We start from the raw sequence: 16,239 nt of genomic DNA, 5'->3' as shown, positions 1-16,239 counted from the left end.
CGAGCTGGCCGTCAGCGCGGACGGCGGCGGCCATTTTGGCCCGCCCATACAGGTGAACGATGACCGAACGGGCCGTCCGCAGGCCTTTCCCTCCGTCGCCTTCGATCCGCGAGGCGGGATTGACCTGGCCTGGGAAGACTTCCGGAACGGCCAGGCCGATATCTATTTCGCGCAGATCGGTACGGGTCCGGTGAGCCTCCGGTCCAACCAAAAGGTGAATGATGACACCGTCAGCGCCCTTCACTACCACCCGAGCCTGGCGGTGGATGGGGAGGGAAGGGCCTACCTCCTCTGGACGGACGGACGCGGCAATCCCTTTGTATCTTCCCCCGATGCCGATTCGCGTACGGAAGAGGAAGGCAACGACATCTATTTTGCAAGGTCGAACTGAATTTGAAAACTTGTTGCGGGTATACTATTCCGAGAGATCGTAGTATAATTAAGACCTTATTTGTATCAAGAACCAATAGCCATTAAGGCCAGTAAGGAAAGCGGACGGGGATGAAATGAAACCGCTCAAATCATTAAACCCGGTGGCCCTTATCGCCGTTTTGGCGAGCCTATGCCTTGCGGCCGGCTGCGGGATGAGCACCACGACCTCGTCCGGTAATTCCTCCGACACCCGCAGGGCCGGGGTCTGGTTGCCGTCGGGCACGCCGCTTGATTCCGGTCCGTTTTTGGATGTGACACCGGAAATTGCAGTCCAGCCGAATGGGGGAGGCGGCGCGGTCGCAGTCTGGGTCAAGCAAGTGGACCTGGACCCCGCGGACAGTTTTCCGGCGGTCTATCATCTCTACGCGGCGCATTGGACGGGCGGGGTCTTTGACACGAAGGATACGACCAACAATATCTGTCCGGCGGGCATCTCTCCCTTCGGCAATCCGGACATTACGGGGGACGACGGGGTCTGCGTGATTGATACCGGCAAAGCGCAGTACGACGCCTGGTCACCGAAGGTCTCAATGGACGCCAACGGGGATGCGATCGTGGTCTGGCAGCAGCATGACGGCACGGCGATGCGGGTCTATGCTCGACGGTACAGCTTCAGCAGCAAGAACTGGGGGCCGTTTCAGCAGCTCAATGACTCGATCGAGTATGCCGCCTTTGATGCGGGCGATCCGGCCATCGCGCTTTCGCCGACGGCCGGAAGCGCGATGGCAGCCTGGTCGCAATTCAATGAAAAGGATTGGACTCAAATATTCGATTCGAATAATAATCCTGTTCCTCCCCGTTCGCCTACGGTGGCATCGGGGACAAACTGGACTGCCACTCCATCCGGAACTTTAAGCAACGCCGTGAATGCTTCGGACACTTTCTATGCTACGTACAGTGGCACAACTCAGGATGACCTCTGTGTTACCGGTTTCGGGTTTGTTATTACGGCGAACTATATCAAGGGCATTATTGTAAGCGTGCAAGGCAACGGGGCATCCGGAACCGCAACGGATCGCCAGTACCGCATTGGGCTGACAAAGACCGGTTGCACGTTGGACGGCATTCGCAAGACCGGCATCCAGATGAACCAGACCACGGATACGACCACCACGACGGGGGATCTGAATGATCAATGGGGATCATCCTGGCTGCCGACCGATGTCGGCACCCCCCTGTCCCCCAACCCATCATTTGGCGTCTTGATATCGGACAATGATACGGATCCGGCGGCGGGAGTGCTCAACATTAATCGAGTTACGGTCACGATCATTACCGACCAGACCGCGCAATGTCCGGGTTTTGCGAATAATAATTGTGCCCTGGTCCCGTCGATGGTGGGCGTTTACCAAAACCAACTATTCGCCGGAATGGGCGGCATCCAACGCGGAGACGCTGATATCTACGTTTATAACAAGGGCACGAATGCGTGGTCCTATTCCTTTAATGACGGTGACCCCACAAATGGATACGAACTAGTGACATCCATGGCGATTTACAACGGCAAATTATACGCGGGACTGGGAAGTAATGCGACGAACTTTGAAGGGGATGTTAGAGTTTTTGACGGAACCACGTGGACCACATTGATCACGAATAATTTGTCGTGCGGCGGCGGATCTCCCCCCTGCGCAAACGTGGGGGGCGCTTCCTCCTATAACGCAGTGCGGTCGATGGCGGTCTACAACAATCAACTCTACATCGGGATGGGAAACGGGAATGGACTGGCACCGTTTACTGGCAATGGAGATATATGGCGTTGCACAGTGTGCGACGGTGTTACTCCGGGAGACTTCCAAATGGTCTGGAACAGTCCGCCAACTCCTAATGTAAATTTCTATGGCAGTGTAAGCGCCATGACGGTCTATCAATGCCCGACCTGCCCCAGCCCTCAACTCTATGCGGGGTTTGGAAACGGACTAACCGCTACCACCAATACGGCCGACGTGAAACGCTGCACGATTTGCGACGGGTCGGATTGGACCAACGTGATCGATAATTCGGGCACGTACGGAGCCGTCCTGTCCTTGGCGGTTCACAACGGCAAGCTTTATATCGGCTACGGGGACGATCTTACCCAGGCGACCAACGGAAATGGCGATATCTGGCGCTGCACCGCATGCGACGGTACGCTGGGCGACATGAATCAGGTGTTTGAAGCAACCAATTATCCGGAAAATTATCAAGCCGTCAATTCCATGATCTCTTATAATGGATTTTTATATATCGGTTTAGGCAATCCGGGTACGGCGGCCGCTGGTGGTGACGGGGATATCAAGCGGTGCAGGGTGTGCGACCCTCCGGTACCGTCGGACTGGACCGACGTCCGCAATGATGGCCAGCCCCCCTACACGCCGGCCCAATATGATTCGGTTCATTCCCTGGCCGTGTATGACGGGGAGCTGTACGCGGGATTTGGGAACGGTTCGAGTCAGGATGGGGATATCTGGAGATTTTCGGCTGGGTGGCAGACGGTGGCCCGGCGGTTTGTGAACGGCGTTGGATGGGACACCAGCGACACCATCTGCCCCGCCGGAAGCGGCGTGGATGACGGCATCTGTTACATCAGCGGCGGGGCCGCCTTTGTGGTTCAACCCACCCTGAGTCCACGGGTGAAGGTGGACAGCGCCGGGCGCGCGATCGCGACCTTCATCCAAATGATTCAACAGGCAGACTGCTTTGCCACACCGACCATTGACCCCATTACCGTCAACTATAATTTGACCCTCCCTGCAATCAATTGCATGGACTCCGAGCTCCATGCCAACCTTTTCGACGGGACGAGCTGGCAGAGTCCCATCGATCTTGATCCGGATACCAATTTAGCCGGCACCGGGAGCACCCCCGGCACCCCCGGGAGCGTTGCCCTTCCACAACAACTTATCTGTTTCGTGTCCAGCACGGGGGGACCGGCTACTCGAGGAGATGTCAGCAGCACCGATGCCTGCATAAACGTCAATGAATATGATCTTGCCATGGACAATACGGGCAAGGCCTTTGTTTTGATTAAAACATCCTGGGGATTGAGCGAGGACTTTGGGGTAACACCTCTAAATAATGGGACTTGTAACAACCTAGATACGGGTTCGGCTTGTCTGCCTGATGAGAATGCATTTGAAGCCTATATGGGTGCCGCGATCGTGGGCCGGGAGTTTGATATCGCCACATTGGGAAGTGCCTGTCCATCCTGGACCCAGGCCAACGTTCCAGTCTGCTGGTCTCTCGCCCGCCTGGCCAATTATGGTACTTATCCTGTTGTGACAACTCCGGATAATATAACCTCCATAACGACCCCCACGGCCTTCGGGATCGGGCCGTTTGCCGGGGGCTGTCCCTCCGGGATTTTGATCGACGGTGACGGCACCCCCGGGACAGGGAGAGTGATACTCAACTGCAAATTCAACAATCCCCGGATTGCGATCGAGCCGGATGGGGGCGCGGGCGCGACGGCCGTCGCGGTTTACGAAACTTACGATGGAACGACCTTTGGCATCCAGGCGCATCGTTTTGACGGTACATCCTGGTCTGGGCCCGTGGAGATTGACGCCGGAGGTGGCGATGCGCACGCGCCGCAGATCGCAGTAGACAACGCGGGCAACGGTGTGGCGGTTTGGACCCAGAACGACGGGACCCAATTCCGGATCGAGAGCAACTGCTATGCCAACGACATCGTGGTACTGAACACTTGCGGGGCCCTCGCGACCGGCTGGAAAGGGGCGGAAAATGTGGATGGGGGCGTGATGGGCGAAAGTGCCTATTACAACCCTGTCATCGGTCTTCCCGGCACAGGCGGGGCGGGAAATGCCTTGTCGCTCTTCCTCGGGTGGTCCGTCCTGGACAATTCCACCCGGGTGTTCTACGCCACGGGACCTTAAATGATGGTGGGATTCGTCATGATTAAAAAGACGGTCGCCTTGCCCATCCTTGGTATGGTCCTATACATGATTATGGGTTGCGGAGGATTATCGCGGAATCAAACTTCCGCGTCGGCGCCGGAGGGTTCCCCTACTCAATTCCAGGAAAAAGGTGAGGATCAGGAAATAAACCATCCGCTTTCAGAGAAAATTTATGATTATAATTCGGAAGACGCGGTCTGGATCTACCGTGTCATGCGGCAGAGTCCCCTGAAGGTCGCCCTTTCTCCCGACGACCGCACGCTCTATCTCCTTCGGACCGCGAAGGCGGACGATAACGGGACGCTCCTGATTCTGGATCGGGTGAATTACGGGATCACCGGCCGGGTAGAGATCGGAAAAGTGCCGATCGCGCTGGCCCTGACCCCCGACGGTAAAGAACTGTATGTCGCGAACCATTTGTCGGACACCGTATCAGTGGTGGATACAGCGACACAAAAGGTCATCCAGACGATTCCGGTCGGCCATCGCCCGATCCGGATCGCGATCGCCCCGTCGGGAGACTACGCCTACGTGACGAATCACGGGTCGGACAGCATCTCGATTCTGAACCTGGCGACCCATCTGGTGGACGGGGAAATCCCGGTCGGACATTGGCCCTGCGGGATCGTCTTTGATCCAGAGGGGAAGTACGCCTACGTCGTTCATCACGGCGGGCAGGAGATGGCGGTGATCGAGACCGCCACCTCCCTGATCGTCAAGCGCATCAAGGTCGGAAAGATGCCGATGGGGTTGGGAATCACCCCGGACGGCCGGACGATCCTCGTGGCGAACGAGGGTTCCGATACGATCTCGGTCGTGGACACGGCCCGGCTCGAAGTCGTGAAAACCGTTTCCGTTGGTGAAGGTCCGGTCGAGGTGAGCTTCAGCCCGGACGGGAAGGCCGCGTATGTCATCCATGCCCGGTCCAACGACCTGTCGGTGATCGATACGAACGAAGGGCGGGTGGTCGCGACGCTCCCGGTGGGTCATTTCCCGGGCTCGATGGCGCTGACGGCCGACGGCCGGTTTCTCTATGTCACCCATGAGGGGCGGAGCGATGTCACCCTGATGGATACCGAAAAGAAGAGCGTGGTCGGCCAATACGACAAGGTTCCGCTTTAGGCGTAATCGATGGGGGAAAGAAAAATGAAAAGGGGCGAATTGATCTTTTCAAGTCTCGTCATCCTGACGGTTGCGGTTGGAGGGCTGGCCGGCTGCGGCACGACTTCCGATTCGGCGAAGAAGCCATACGCGTCCGAGAACTGGATGCTGAAGGGCCCGGATGCCGACAAGGATGAGGCGATGTGGAGCGCGATCCGTCAGGAGCCGCTTCGCGTGGTGGCGGGTCCGTCGGACCAGCAGCTCTATCTCCTCCGGGCCAAGGCGGGCGAGGGGATGCTCTTGCAGGTGGACCGTCGGTCCCGGCAGGCGGTGAGCCATGTGGCCGTGGGGAGCGCCCCGATCTTCATGGCGATCTCGGCCGACGGGAAGGAGGGCTACGTGGCCAATCATCTTTCCGATTCGGTCTCGGTCGTCGACCTCGCCGCGCAACGGGTGACGGCGACGATCCCGGTCGGGCGCAATCCGATGCGTGCGGCCCTGACCCCTTCCGGGAAATTTCTCTACGTCAGCAACCACGGATCGGATGATCTCTCCATCATCGATACGGCCTCCAATCGGGTCGTCCGGACCATCCCGGTGGGCAGCCGCCCCTGCGGGATCGCCTTTTCGCCAGACGGCCGCTTCGCCTACGTCGTCGATCACGGGTTCACCGACATGGCCGTGATCGATACCGTGTCGGATAAAATCCTCCGGCGGGTCGAGGTCGGCCAGGCGCCCATGGCCGTCGCCGTGACGCCGGACGGAAGGCGGGCCTACGTCGCCAACGACGGGGCGAACAGCGTCGCGGTCGTGGACCTGACGAGCTTTGAGGTCACCCGGTCCATCCCGGTGGGAGAGGGGCCGATGGAAATCGCCCTCACGCCGGACGGGAAGACCGCCTATGTATTAAACCAACACTCCAGCACCCTTTCTCTGATCGACACGGCCACCGGGACGGTCCGGAAGACCCTGGACGCGGGTACGTCGCCGCGGTCCATCGCCCTTTCGGCCGACGGGAAGAACGTCTTCCTCACGAATTACGGCGAGGAGAATCTCTCGGTGATCGATACCGCGGGACAACGGGTGGTGCAGCATTACCGAATCCCCTTGATGTAATGGCCTCCATTGATTCTCTCAGCCCTTCCGGAATCGGACATCGACGACATTGTTCAGCGCGGCCTTCGCGGCTCCGGCGGCTGAGTTTTGACCCGGCTAAGGCTCGGCCGCTCAATTTTCCGAAGGGGCTTAGCGGAAAATTGACCCTTCGGGCCGCGTCCTTCGCCGAGCCGGGTGCCCAAACCTCAGCCGAGGTCGCTGCTCGGGCCGGTGCTGAACAAGTGTCGCCATGCCGGCGACTTCTCCGGATTTTAATCCTCGTCCCGCTCCTGTCCGGCTGCTGGGGTTCCCCCTCCAACGAAATTTCGAGCACCTTCGACCTCAAGGCGATCGCGGTTGATCCCGTCACGCCGACCACGCTCTATGTGGCTACCGACGGCGGCGGCGTCGTCAAGAGCACCGACGGGGGCAGTACCTGGGCGCCGATCAACAACGGGCTGATCGACCTCAAGGTCACCTCCCTGGCGATCGACTGGTTCACGCCGTCCCGTATCTATGCCGGCACGGAAAACGGGGGAATTTTTTCAAGCTTTGATTCCGGAGAGACCTGGTCGGCTCCGGTCGGGGCAACCCCGATCACGGACATACGCGGGATCGTCATCGACCGTAACTCCTGTCCGGCCAACTCACCCCCCTGCCGGGGAATTTATGTGGCCAGCCAGACGAGCGGGGTCTGGGGGAGCATTGATGGGGGGTCCACCTACACCCAAATCAATCAAAGCCTACCCAACCCGGCCGTCACCGCGATCGCTATTTATCCCAACCTTATCCAAGATACGACCGGCAGCCATCTGTATATCGGAACGGATGGAGGCGGATTTTTCCGTCGCGGAACCACCGAGGCCCAATGGAACGAGGCCACCCCCGGCCTGAAGGCGCTGACGCAGGAGGAAATTGTCTCTCTGGCCGTGAATCCGCAACTGGAGTCCGAGCTGTACGTGGGGACGAGCGGGGGGGAGGCTGGTTCGGGCGGCAGCGGGATTTACAAGAGCACGGATTCGGGGACCACTTTTAACCTTTCCTACGATCCCAAATTCAAGTTCACGATCTTTTTTGTGGTGCCGTTGATCGGTCCCAACACGACGGACCTGACCCTCTACGCGGGTTCCGACGGGATCGTTCGGAGCGTGGATCGGGGGGGCTTTTGGTGTATCCTATTGGACTGCTCGACGCCTTTGGAAATCCTTCAACCCGGCCTCACGGCCTTCGCGGTGGCGGATTACATGAAGACCGATATCGACCATACCACCTTTTACGCCGCGCTATTCAATCGACAGTTCATCAAAACGACCGACGGCGGACAGACCTGGACGACGCTGAGGGTTCAGTAATCGGTGACATCATAGGGGCTCGCGTCGCCCCCTCCGATAACGGAGCCTCCCCCTCCCGCTCGCTTTGCTCGCTGGATAACTACGGATGCGCCTCGGCCCAGTTGGCGCCGACGCCGATGTCGACCTTGAGCGGCACGGCCAGCGGCATCACGCCCTCCATCTCGGCCCGCACCAGCCCTTCGATCGGCTCGATTTCTCCTTCCGGAACTTCGAAGATCAATTCATCATGGATCTGGAGCAGCATCCGGGCGCGATATCCTTCCTTTTTCAATCGATGAGCAATACGAATCATCGCCAGCTTGATCAGATCGGCGGCGCTGCCTTGGATCGGCGTGTTGATCGCGGTGCGCTCGCCCAGACCCCGCACGGCCGGCGTTTCACCGGCCAGCTCCGGAATCGGACGGCGTCTTGAGAAGATCGTCGTGACGTAGCCCCGTTCCCTCGCCTCCCCGATCGTCTTTTCGATGAAACGGCGGACCCCGCTGTAGAGATCCAGATACCGGTCGATGTATTGCTTGGCCTCCGACTGGGAGACGCCCAGCGTTGTGGACAGGCCGTAGGGGCTGATACCGTAGATGATCCCGAAATTCACCGTCTTGGCGGTGCGCCGCATTTCGGGGGTGATTTGGTCCGGCGACAATCCGAAGATCTGCACCGCGGTCGTCGTGTGAATATCTTCCCCGCGTTGAAAGGCCGACAGGAGGTTGGGGTCCTCCGAAAGATGGGCCAGGATGCGGAGCTCGACCTGGTTGTAATCGGCCGAAAGCAGTCGGCATCCTTTTTCCGCGATAAAGGCGCGGCGGATCCGCGGACCCCATTCGCCCTTGACCGGGATGTTCTGGAGGTTCGGCTCGCTGCTGGAGAGGCGGCCGGTGGCGGCCACGGTCTGGTTCAGCGACGTATGAAGACGCCGGGTCTCGGGATGGACGAGTCGAGGGAGCGCATCGATATAGGTCGATTTGAGCTTGGTCAATTGCCGGTAGTTGAGAATCTCGGCCGGGAGCTCATGCTGAAGGGCGAGCTGCTGCAGGACCTCTTCGTTGGTGGAGTAACCCGTTTTTGTCTTCTTGACGGGTTTCAAACCGAGCCGGTCGAAAAGAATCTCGGCCAGCTGTTTCGGGGAGTTCAGATTAAATTCCGCTCCGGCCAGGGCTTGGATCCGCTCCACCATTCCCGAGAGTTGGGTTTCCAGTTCTTTTGAGAGGGCCGAAAGCCGGTCGACGTCGAGCTTGATGCCGATCTCTTCCATCTCGGCCAGGACCGGCACCAGCGGCATCTCGATCTCGTCAAACAGGCGGTCCAGACCCTGTTCGTGAAGGAGCGGCCGGAGGGTGAAGTCCAGTTGCAGAAGGGCCGACGTTCGCTCGCCCGCGGCCGCAGCCATGAGCTCGACGGGTGTTTCCGGCGTAAGAGGCGAGTCCAGTTCGGGCAAGCGGAGGCCGAGTCGATCCATCGCGACGGTTTCAAGGCTGTGGTCCCGGCGATTGGGGTTTAAAAGATAGGATTCGATCATGGTGTCGGAGGCCGGCCCTTCGATCGAGAGGCCGCTCTGATGGCAGGTCAGCAGGGCGGCTTTGAGGTCATGACCGACCTTTCGAATCGAGGGGTCCGAAAGCAGAGGTCGAAGCCGTTCGATGACGGCGCGACTCGCCGGCGTCGTCGGGATCCCCAGATAGTGATGGCTCATTGGGATATAATAAACGCGGTCCGATATCGCCAGGGAAATTCCGAGAACCGCGGACCGATCCCGACCGGGAGCATGATTCGTTCCGGAAGTCCCTCCCGCCGAAGGGACCGCACCGTCCGGAAGGGTCCAGAAACCGACTCCGATGGCTTTTGCGGAGAATAAGAAGCGCATCATCTCGCCAAGCGACTCGTCGGACCCGGGAATCTCCACCCGGCCCGACCCGGAAGCGGCCCGACCGGGCTCGCCGGAGTCGGCGGGCGCTTCGATCCGTTTGAGCAGGCTGCCGAACTCCAGCTCGAGAAACAGCCGGGTCACCGCATCCGTGTCCGCTTCGGTCCGATGAAACCGGTCGAGGTTCAGCTCGACCGGGCAGTCCCGTTTGATCTGCGCCAGCTGGCGGCTTAAGCGGGCCTGCTCGGCGAACGCGCGAAGGTTTTCGCGGAGTTTGGGTTTTTCAAGGTCCTCAAGATGGGCCAGTAGATTTTCGATCGAACCGAAACGCCGGATGAGATCCACGGCCGTTTTCTCCCCGATCCCCGGGACGCCCGGGATGTTGTCGATCGAGTCGCCCATCAGTCCCATGATCTCGACGACCCGGTCCGGCTCGACCCCGAAACGTTCCTGAACATCCGGCGTCCGGTACACCTTTTCCTTCATCGTGTCGTACACGGAGGTCCGCCCTGAGATCAGTTGGAACATGTCCTTGTCGCCGCTGACGATCGTCACGTCCAGTCCGGCCTCCTCCGCCTGGCGGGCCAGCGTGCCGATCAGATCGTCCGCCTCAAATCCCTCCTGAAGGAGGGCGGGGATGCGGAAGGCCTCCACCACGCGGTGGATATACGGGATCTGGCGGCTCAGAGAGTCGGGCATCTCCGGCCGCTGGGCCTTGTATTCCCGGTATTCCGTGTGCCGGAGGGTGGGGCCTTTGGCGTCGAAAGCCACCGCGAGGTAGTCCGGCCGTTGGTCGCGGACGATTTTCAACAGCATCGTCGTGAAGCCGTAGATGGCGTTGGTCGGAAGGCCTTTCGAGGTGGAGAGGTTTCGAATGGCAAAGTAGGCCCGGTAGATGTAGGAGTGGCCGTCGATAAGAAAAAGGCGGGGCCGTTTGCTTCCTTTGAGGTCGGTCTGGACGGACATGGATATTCTCCGGACGAGACAGGCAGGTGAGGCTATTTCTTCAGAAGACTCCGGATCTGGCTTTTCAGTCGTTCGTTGAACTCGTGCATCTTCCGGTACTGGTCCGGGTACCGTTTCTCGACCCGATTGAGGAGGTCCTTTGCAAACCGGTTCTCTTTTGAGAGCACCAGAAGACCGATCAGGAGAAATAAAATACCTTGAAGAACCGGCAGGAAGAGGCCGATAATTCCGAGCAGGATAAAACTCCATCCGACCAAGTGAATCAGGGTTTTTCTGGCCAGGGCCATCATCGGCGCCCGTTTCCTCCCATCGATCAAATGCCGGCCTATCGTACCACTCTCAAAGGACCAATTCAACTGCCGTGTCCTTTATTCCTTTTGGATTCCGGCGCGCGATCGTGTACAATATCGTGGCCTCAACATGAACGATCAAGCCATTCATTCCATCGTCCGAATTCTTAAACGAGAGATCCGAAAGTGGCGGGTTCCCATCGTCGGGGTAGTGGCCGACCGATCGAACGATCCGTATCAGGTCTTGATCTCCTGTCTCTTGAGCCTTCGGACACAAGACAGCACGACGGCGCAGGCGACGGAGCGCTTGTTTCGCCTGGCGAAGACCCCGGAGGAAATGGTCCGGTTGTCTCCCCAAACGATACGGAAGGCCATCTATCCCGTCGGCTTTTACCGGACCAAGGCCCGGACCCTCCTTTCGGTCAGCCGGGACCTCATTCGGCGGTATGACGCGAGGGTTCCGGATGTACTGGAGGAACTGCTTACCTTAAAGGGGGTCGGGCGCAAGACGGCAAACCTGGTTGTAACCCTGGGGTTTCGGAAACACGGGATCTGCGTGGACACCCATGTCCATCGAATCAGCAATCGACTGGGCTATGTGAAGACGAAGACCCCGGAAGAAACCGAAATGGCCCTCCGGGAAAAACTTCCCAAGCGCTATTGGATTATCTTTAACGATCTTCTGGTGACCTACGGGCAGAATCTTTGCAAGCCGATTTCGCCCTACTGCAGCCGGTGTACGATTGCAAGCTACTGCGATCGCGTGGGGGTCGGACGCAGCCGGTAAAGGTTATCCTCTATAAGTATCTGCCCAGCGGGCAACGCGAGCCTGAGGGGGACGCCCCATCGGGCTTCGCCGGCCTGCCCTCTGCGGTTTGCAGCAGTCGTTGAGGGGGAGACCCGAGGCCCTAGGATGGATCAAGATCGGCTGTCGTCGGCCGAGGGCGGAATCTCCGAGCTTTTTTGGAGAAGTTGTTTGTACTGATGAAGAATTTTTTGGGTGTACCCGGGTGGAAGGTTTTCGCCCCGGTCCATGAATGCCGCGACGCGAGTCGGCCCGTAGTTGTACGCGGTCAGGGCCAGCCTCAGATCGCCGAACCGCTGATGGAGCAAGGCGAGATACTGGATTCCCAGCTTGATGTTGAGTTGGGGATCGTAGAGGGACTTCACGCTTCGGAGGGGCATCTGATTGATCTCGGCCATCTCTTGTCCCGTCAAGGGTTCAATCTGCATTAAACCGATTGCGCCCTTACGGGAGTACGCCCATCGATAAAAGGAGCTTTCGGTCATGATCAACGAAACGATCAATTCAGGAGCGTAACCGTATCGAAGACTCTCTTGGTAAATCAGTTTGGCCAGTCGTTCTTCATCTTCAACCGGGAGTCCCGAATGAAAATCGTGAAGGATCTGGTGGATTTTGGAGATCCGCTTGAAGGCGGTGGGTTCCGTAAGCGAAATGGTCTTCGCCTGACGGATCTGATCCGTCATAGCCGCCCGGTCGTAGTTGATCCACCAATCGGAAAAGGAGTAGGCCGCCGCCGCGGCCTCGTTTGGAGATGACAACGCGGGAGATTGTACCGACTGGACCGGGCGACCCTGGGTCAATCCAACCAAAATCATCGACTGAATCACGATGCCCAGAAACAGACCGGTGCGAATCGGCAACGAATTGGGTCTCGATGGATTGTTTCCGGCCGCCATGCTCATAGTGGCTCCCTCCGTGAAGGGGATGATTTCATCCCCTGGTAAAACCATCTGACTGAGGCCCTATAAATAGACCCCGCCTGTCGATCTGTACCGATTAGAAAAGAAGAAAGAAGATAAGAATCAGATGACGTACGAAGGAGGCACTGGAAAGGACAAAAGAGAATGAATACCTGAACTGGAAATTAGAATAGCACAGTTCATTACCCGTTGTAAAGCAAAAAATGAAAAAATTTACTTTCCATGAGATAACCCTTTGTTAGAAAACAGTTCTTTGTGCTTGATGAGATAATAAACGACGACAACATTGAGGATCAGGACCGCGACACGGACAACCGAGGGCCGAAAAACCACTTCGTAAATCTCCAAAGGAATCAATAAACCGGTTGCAATGGCCGTTAGGTACTCCGCCCACCGTTTCCGTTTATGGAGACCGTAGGCCTCCACCCAACTCAAGATTCCGTAAAGAAACATCCCGATCGAGACCTCCACCAACAGGGTGGTCTTCACCATTCCGGCCTTGCTGAGGAGGAGGTTGATATAATGCTTGTCCACGTCGAGATTCAGATCCTGGGCCAGTTTCTTCGACAGGTGATCGAGGTCTTTGTTGATCAGGCTCAGCAGGCCGGCTGAGAGAAGTATGAGGAGCAGGCCTTTGATGCTCAACTCCCATATGATCACTTTAAGAAACCAGTCCCGCTTGGCCATATTCTGGGGGATCCTTCGAACCTGGGAAATAAAATTAAGGGGTAGATGATACCAAGCGGCAGCCTGGAAAGGCAAGTGAAATGAATCCTCGCAATGATCCGATGACAGGGGTGCGAAGGATTAGGGGGTCGATGGCGATGACGGAGGTAATTTCATGAGGTATTCTTCAATCTGCGCCTTGTCCTGGGGGAGAAGGTCTGTGAACTTGATTCCCATCCCGGATACGACTTTGCCGGTTCCCTTTTTGACATCATAAGTCCAGACCACCTTTCCCGTGGCTTCAATTCTGACGTTAATATCGGGCAGCATAAAAGTGAGGTGGATCTGGGATTGGATGGGGAGGGGAGTTGCGGTCTCGATGAAGACGCCTCCTCGGCTCAGGTTGGTCACGTAATTTGAAACAAAGATGCCTTTTGTCGAGAAATCCACCTTGATCTTGACATCGAAGCGAGGATCCTTTCTTCGATCGCGGCCGGATTGTTGAGTCATGGGCAAACCACTGCTATGAGGCCATCCAAGCGCAGCGATTTTTTTTCCTTTCGGACTGAAGCAGCCAGCGTTTGATGTGGAGTCCCCCGGTAAAACCGCCGAGATTTCCATCGGCACCGATGACCCGGTGGCAGGGAATCAAGACCGCGACCGGATTATTTCCGCAGGCACCTCCCACGGCACGGGAGCTCCGGGGATGACCGATGCTTTGGGCCACCGATCGATAACTGCGTGTCTGTCCGTAGGGAATGCGCCGGAGCGATCGCCAGACCTTTTGCTGAAAAGGGGTTCCTTCCAACAGGTCGATTCTCGTGTTGAATCGCACGGGTTTCCCTGATAAATAGGCCTGCAGTCGAGCCGCTAGATCCCGAAATGAATGATCACGGCGGAGGATCGGACGACGAAACTCGCGCCGAAGTTTTCTGCGAAAGGCTGATTCACCGGTGACATTCAGTGAGAGCCGGCAGAGGCCCTTTGGGGTGGCGGCCAACCCGATCGTTCCGATTGGCGAGGAATAAAGTGCGTAGGTGATGATGGCGGAAGGCGGCGTTTTACGGCCAGAAGCCCTTTGCACCGAATGACCTCCCTCCACTGGTTCAGACGACGTACGTCAACCAGGATTGATGGACCGGATCTTTGCCGGCCACAGCGTCAAAAAATAAATTTTGGAGAAGCTTGGTCACGTCACCCGGTTTTCCGGTGCCGATCACCCGACCGTCCACTTCGCGAATCGGAGTGACCTCGGCCGCGGTGCCCGTGAAAAACGCCTCCTCGGCGATATAGATCTCATCGCGAGTGAACCGTTCCTGCGCCACGGGAATACCCTTTTCTTGCGCCAATTGGATGATGCTGTTGCGTGTGATTCCCTCCAGGATGGAGGTCAGCGGTGTCGTCTTCAGTGTCCCGTTCCGGACGATAAAGATGTTCTCCCCGGGTCCCTCGGCGACGTAGCCGTCCGCATCCAGCAGGATCGCTTCGTCGTAACCGGCCTCTTTGGCTTCCCGCTTGGCCCATTGAGAATTCGCGTAATAGGATGTGACCTTGGCGCGCGTCATACTGATATTGACGTGGTGCCGCGTGAAGGACGAGATCTTGGCGCGGATGCCGTTGCGGATCCCCTCGTCTCCGAGATAGGTGCCCCAAGGCCATGCGGCGATGGCGATTTGAATCGGATTGTTCTGGACATAAAGGCCCATCTCTCCATAACCGATAAAGACGATCGGCCGGATGTAGCACTCCTCAAGCCGGTTGATCTTTACCGTACCGAGTACGGCCTCCTCGATTTCCTTGGAGGAATAGGGGATCTTGATCTGGACGATCTGGGCCGAGTCGAAAAGCCGTTTCACATGCTCCTTCAACCGAAAGACCGCGGAGCCTTTTTGCCCTTTATAGCAGCGCAGGCCTTCGAACACCCCCAGACCGTAGTGGAGCGTGTGGGTCAGTACATGGACCTGGGCGTCTTTCCAGTCGATATAGCGCCCGTCCATCCATATTTTGGATGTTTCCTGAATCACGCGTGTTCCTCGAATTGAAAAAATCAGCGGAAACGCCCGACAAGAATGAAGCCCAATATAACAACCCCGGAGGGGTTTGTCAATATAGGACGCTCTGGAAGGGACTCACACGGAGTTGATTCAAATCGCTTGACAATCTTTGATGCTTTGTGGTATTAAACTCGTTCACCATTTGATGGAGTCGTGCGATGTATGCCATTATTGAAACAGGCGGTAAACAGTACCGGGTGGCCCCGGGTGAGACCGTGGAGGTCGAAGCCTTGGAAGGAAAAGTGGGCGACACCGTTTCCCTTTCCCGTGTCCTGATGATGCAGGCGGAGAAGGGGCCCCGGATCGGGACCCCGGTGATTCCGGGGGCGGTCGTCAAGGCGGAAGTGGTGGCTCAGGGCCGCCAGTCCAAGGTGGTGGTTTTTAAAAAAATGCGGCGGAAAAATTATCGGCGGACGAAGGGGCATCGTCAGGACTTTACGCGGCTCAAAATAACCGAGATCCAGTCGGCCTGACACCGGAGAGGAGTTTTAAGCGATGGCACATAAGAAAGGACAGGGATCCACTCAGAACGGCCGTGACAGTCAATCCAAACGCCTTGGCGTCAAGGCCTTTGGAGGACAGGTGGTTCCGGCGGGAACCATTCTCGTTCGGCAGCGGGGCACACGGTTTCATCCGGGATTCAATGTCGGCACCGGAAGCGATCACACCCTATTTGCCAAGGTGACCGGGGTGGTCAAGTTTGAGAGTCGGACGGGGGATCGCAAAAAGATCAGCGTCTACCCGGTACCGGAACCGGCCCGTTAGACCGCGCGTCCGGTTTCCGTTTTAAGGGCTCGCGTCGCC

General features: G+C 57.7%; 15 protein-coding genes. 8 read left to right on the top strand and 7 right to left on the bottom strand.

Features of this window, described 5'->3' with window-relative positions; all coding sequences use genetic code 11:
• The 5 genes from VMN77_00840 to VMN77_00820 form a co-directional block, all read left to right on the top strand.
• Positions 1-391, top strand: a 391-nt coding sequence (locus tag VMN77_00840; GenBank protein ID HTN42324.1) for a hypothetical protein, incomplete at its 5' end; no start/stop codon positions are given.
• Between the two features lie 115 nt (positions 392-506).
• On the top strand, positions 507-4,307 hold the full coding sequence (locus VMN77_00835; protein HTN42323.1) for a hypothetical protein: 3,801 nt from the start codon (positions 507-509) through the stop codon (positions 4,305-4,307).
• A gap of 18 nt (positions 4,308-4,325) precedes the next feature.
• Positions 4,326-5,450 carry a YncE family protein gene (locus tag VMN77_00830; protein ID HTN42322.1) on the top strand — a complete coding sequence of 375 codons (1,125 nt, stop codon included), beginning with the start codon at positions 4,326-4,328 and terminating at the stop codon, positions 5,448-5,450.
• Positions 5,451-5,474: 24 nt separating this feature from the next.
• On the top strand, positions 5,475-6,545 hold the full coding sequence (locus VMN77_00825; protein HTN42321.1) for a YncE family protein: 1,071 nt from the start codon (positions 5,475-5,477) through the stop codon (positions 6,543-6,545).
• Positions 6,546-6,766: 221 nt separating this feature from the next.
• Positions 6,767-7,876, top strand: coding sequence for a hypothetical protein (locus VMN77_00820; GenBank protein HTN42320.1), 1,110 nt, complete (start codon positions 6,767-6,769; stop codon positions 7,874-7,876).
• Between the two features lie 79 nt (positions 7,877-7,955).
• Here VMN77_00820 and polA read toward each other — a convergent pair whose 3' ends face one another.
• Both polA and VMN77_00810 read right to left on the bottom strand, forming a co-directional pair.
• Complete coding sequence (gene polA / locus VMN77_00815) at positions 7,956-10,700, bottom strand: DNA polymerase I (GenBank protein HTN42319.1); 2,745 nt, start codon at positions 10,698-10,700, stop codon at positions 7,956-7,958.
• A gap of 32 nt (positions 10,701-10,732) precedes the next feature.
• Positions 10,733-10,990, bottom strand: a complete 258-nt coding sequence (locus tag VMN77_00810; GenBank protein ID HTN42318.1) for a PGPGW domain-containing protein — start codon at positions 10,988-10,990, stop codon at positions 10,733-10,735.
• Positions 10,991-11,120: 130 nt separating this feature from the next.
• On the opposite strand from VMN77_00810, the gene nth reads away from it, so the two are divergent.
• Positions 11,121-11,777, top strand: a complete 657-nt coding sequence (gene nth / locus VMN77_00805) for an endonuclease III (protein ID HTN42317.1) — start codon at positions 11,121-11,123, stop codon at positions 11,775-11,777.
• Positions 11,778-11,908: 131 nt separating this feature from the next.
• Here nth and VMN77_00800 read toward each other — a convergent pair whose 3' ends face one another.
• The 5 genes from VMN77_00800 to VMN77_00780 form a co-directional block, all read right to left on the bottom strand.
• Positions 11,909-12,691, bottom strand: coding sequence for a lytic transglycosylase domain-containing protein (locus tag VMN77_00800; protein HTN42316.1), 783 nt, complete (start codon positions 12,689-12,691; stop codon positions 11,909-11,911).
• A 237-nt stretch (positions 12,692-12,928) separates the two neighbouring features.
• Entirely contained in the window at positions 12,929-13,402 is a 474-nt protein-coding gene (locus VMN77_00795; GenBank protein ID HTN42315.1) for a DUF2127 domain-containing protein, read from the bottom strand.
• Between the two features lie 120 nt (positions 13,403-13,522).
• Complete coding sequence (locus VMN77_00790) at positions 13,523-13,891, bottom strand: TIGR02266 family protein (GenBank protein ID HTN42314.1); 369 nt, start codon at positions 13,889-13,891, stop codon at positions 13,523-13,525.
• 13 nt (positions 13,892-13,904) lie between these two features.
• A complete protein-coding gene (locus VMN77_00785) occupies positions 13,905-14,465 on the bottom strand; it encodes a methylated-DNA--[protein]-cysteine S-methyltransferase (protein HTN42313.1) in 561 nt (186 codons plus the stop codon).
• 22 nt (positions 14,466-14,487) lie between these two features.
• The gene (locus VMN77_00780) at positions 14,488-15,405 is read right to left on the bottom strand and encodes a branched-chain amino acid transaminase (protein ID HTN42312.1); all 918 of its coding nucleotides are present in this window, start codon (positions 15,403-15,405) and stop codon (positions 14,488-14,490) included.
• A gap of 188 nt (positions 15,406-15,593) precedes the next feature.
• On the opposite strand from VMN77_00780, the gene rplU reads away from it, so the two are divergent.
• Complete coding sequence (gene rplU, locus VMN77_00775; GenBank protein ID HTN42311.1) at positions 15,594-15,908, top strand: 50S ribosomal protein L21; 315 nt, start codon at positions 15,594-15,596, stop codon at positions 15,906-15,908.
• 22 nt (positions 15,909-15,930) lie between these two features.
• Positions 15,931-16,200: a 50S ribosomal protein L27 gene (gene rpmA, locus VMN77_00770; protein ID HTN42310.1), complete on the top strand. Its 270-nt coding sequence runs from the start codon at positions 15,931-15,933 to the stop codon at positions 16,198-16,200.
• Positions 16,201-16,239: the final 39 nt, after the last annotated feature.

The sequence above is a fragment of the Nitrospiria bacterium genome (genome assembly GCA_035498035.1).
Classification (GTDB): domain Bacteria; phylum Nitrospirota; class Nitrospiria; order JACQBZ01; family JACQBZ01; genus JACQBZ01.
The sequence above is the reverse complement of the archived record's forward strand: the minus strand, read 5'-3'. Positions and strand labels throughout refer to the sequence as shown.

Excerpts from the sequence above, each read along its gene's own strand:
- rplU (HTN42311.1), top strand. The coding sequence starts at position 15,594 with ATGTATGCCATTATTGAAACAGGCGGTAAACAGTACCGGGTGGCCCCG.
- VMN77_00810 (HTN42318.1), bottom strand. The coding sequence starts at position 10,990 with ATGATGGCCCTGGCCAGAAAAACCCTGATTCACTTGGTCGGATGGAGT.
- rpmA (HTN42310.1), top strand. The coding sequence starts at position 15,931 with ATGGCACATAAGAAAGGACAGGGATCCACTCAGAACGGCCGTGACAGT.
- VMN77_00790 (HTN42314.1), bottom strand. The coding sequence starts at position 13,891 with ATGACTCAACAATCCGGCCGCGATCGAAGAAAGGATCCTCGCTTCGAT.
- VMN77_00830 (HTN42322.1), top strand. The coding sequence starts at position 4,326 with ATGATTAAAAAGACGGTCGCCTTGCCCATCCTTGGTATGGTCCTATAC.
- VMN77_00825 (HTN42321.1), top strand. The coding sequence starts at position 5,475 with ATGAAAAGGGGCGAATTGATCTTTTCAAGTCTCGTCATCCTGACGGTT.
- nth (HTN42317.1), top strand. The coding sequence starts at position 11,121 with ATGAACGATCAAGCCATTCATTCCATCGTCCGAATTCTTAAACGAGAG.
- VMN77_00795 (HTN42315.1), bottom strand. The coding sequence starts at position 13,402 with ATGGCCAAGCGGGACTGGTTTCTTAAAGTGATCATATGGGAGTTGAGC.
- polA (HTN42319.1), bottom strand. The coding sequence starts at position 10,700 with ATGTCCGTCCAGACCGACCTCAAAGGAAGCAAACGGCCCCGCCTTTTT.
- VMN77_00800 (HTN42316.1), bottom strand. The coding sequence starts at position 12,691 with ATGGCGGCCGGAAACAATCCATCGAGACCCAATTCGTTGCCGATTCGC.
- VMN77_00835 (HTN42323.1), top strand. The coding sequence starts at position 507 with ATGAAACCGCTCAAATCATTAAACCCGGTGGCCCTTATCGCCGTTTTG.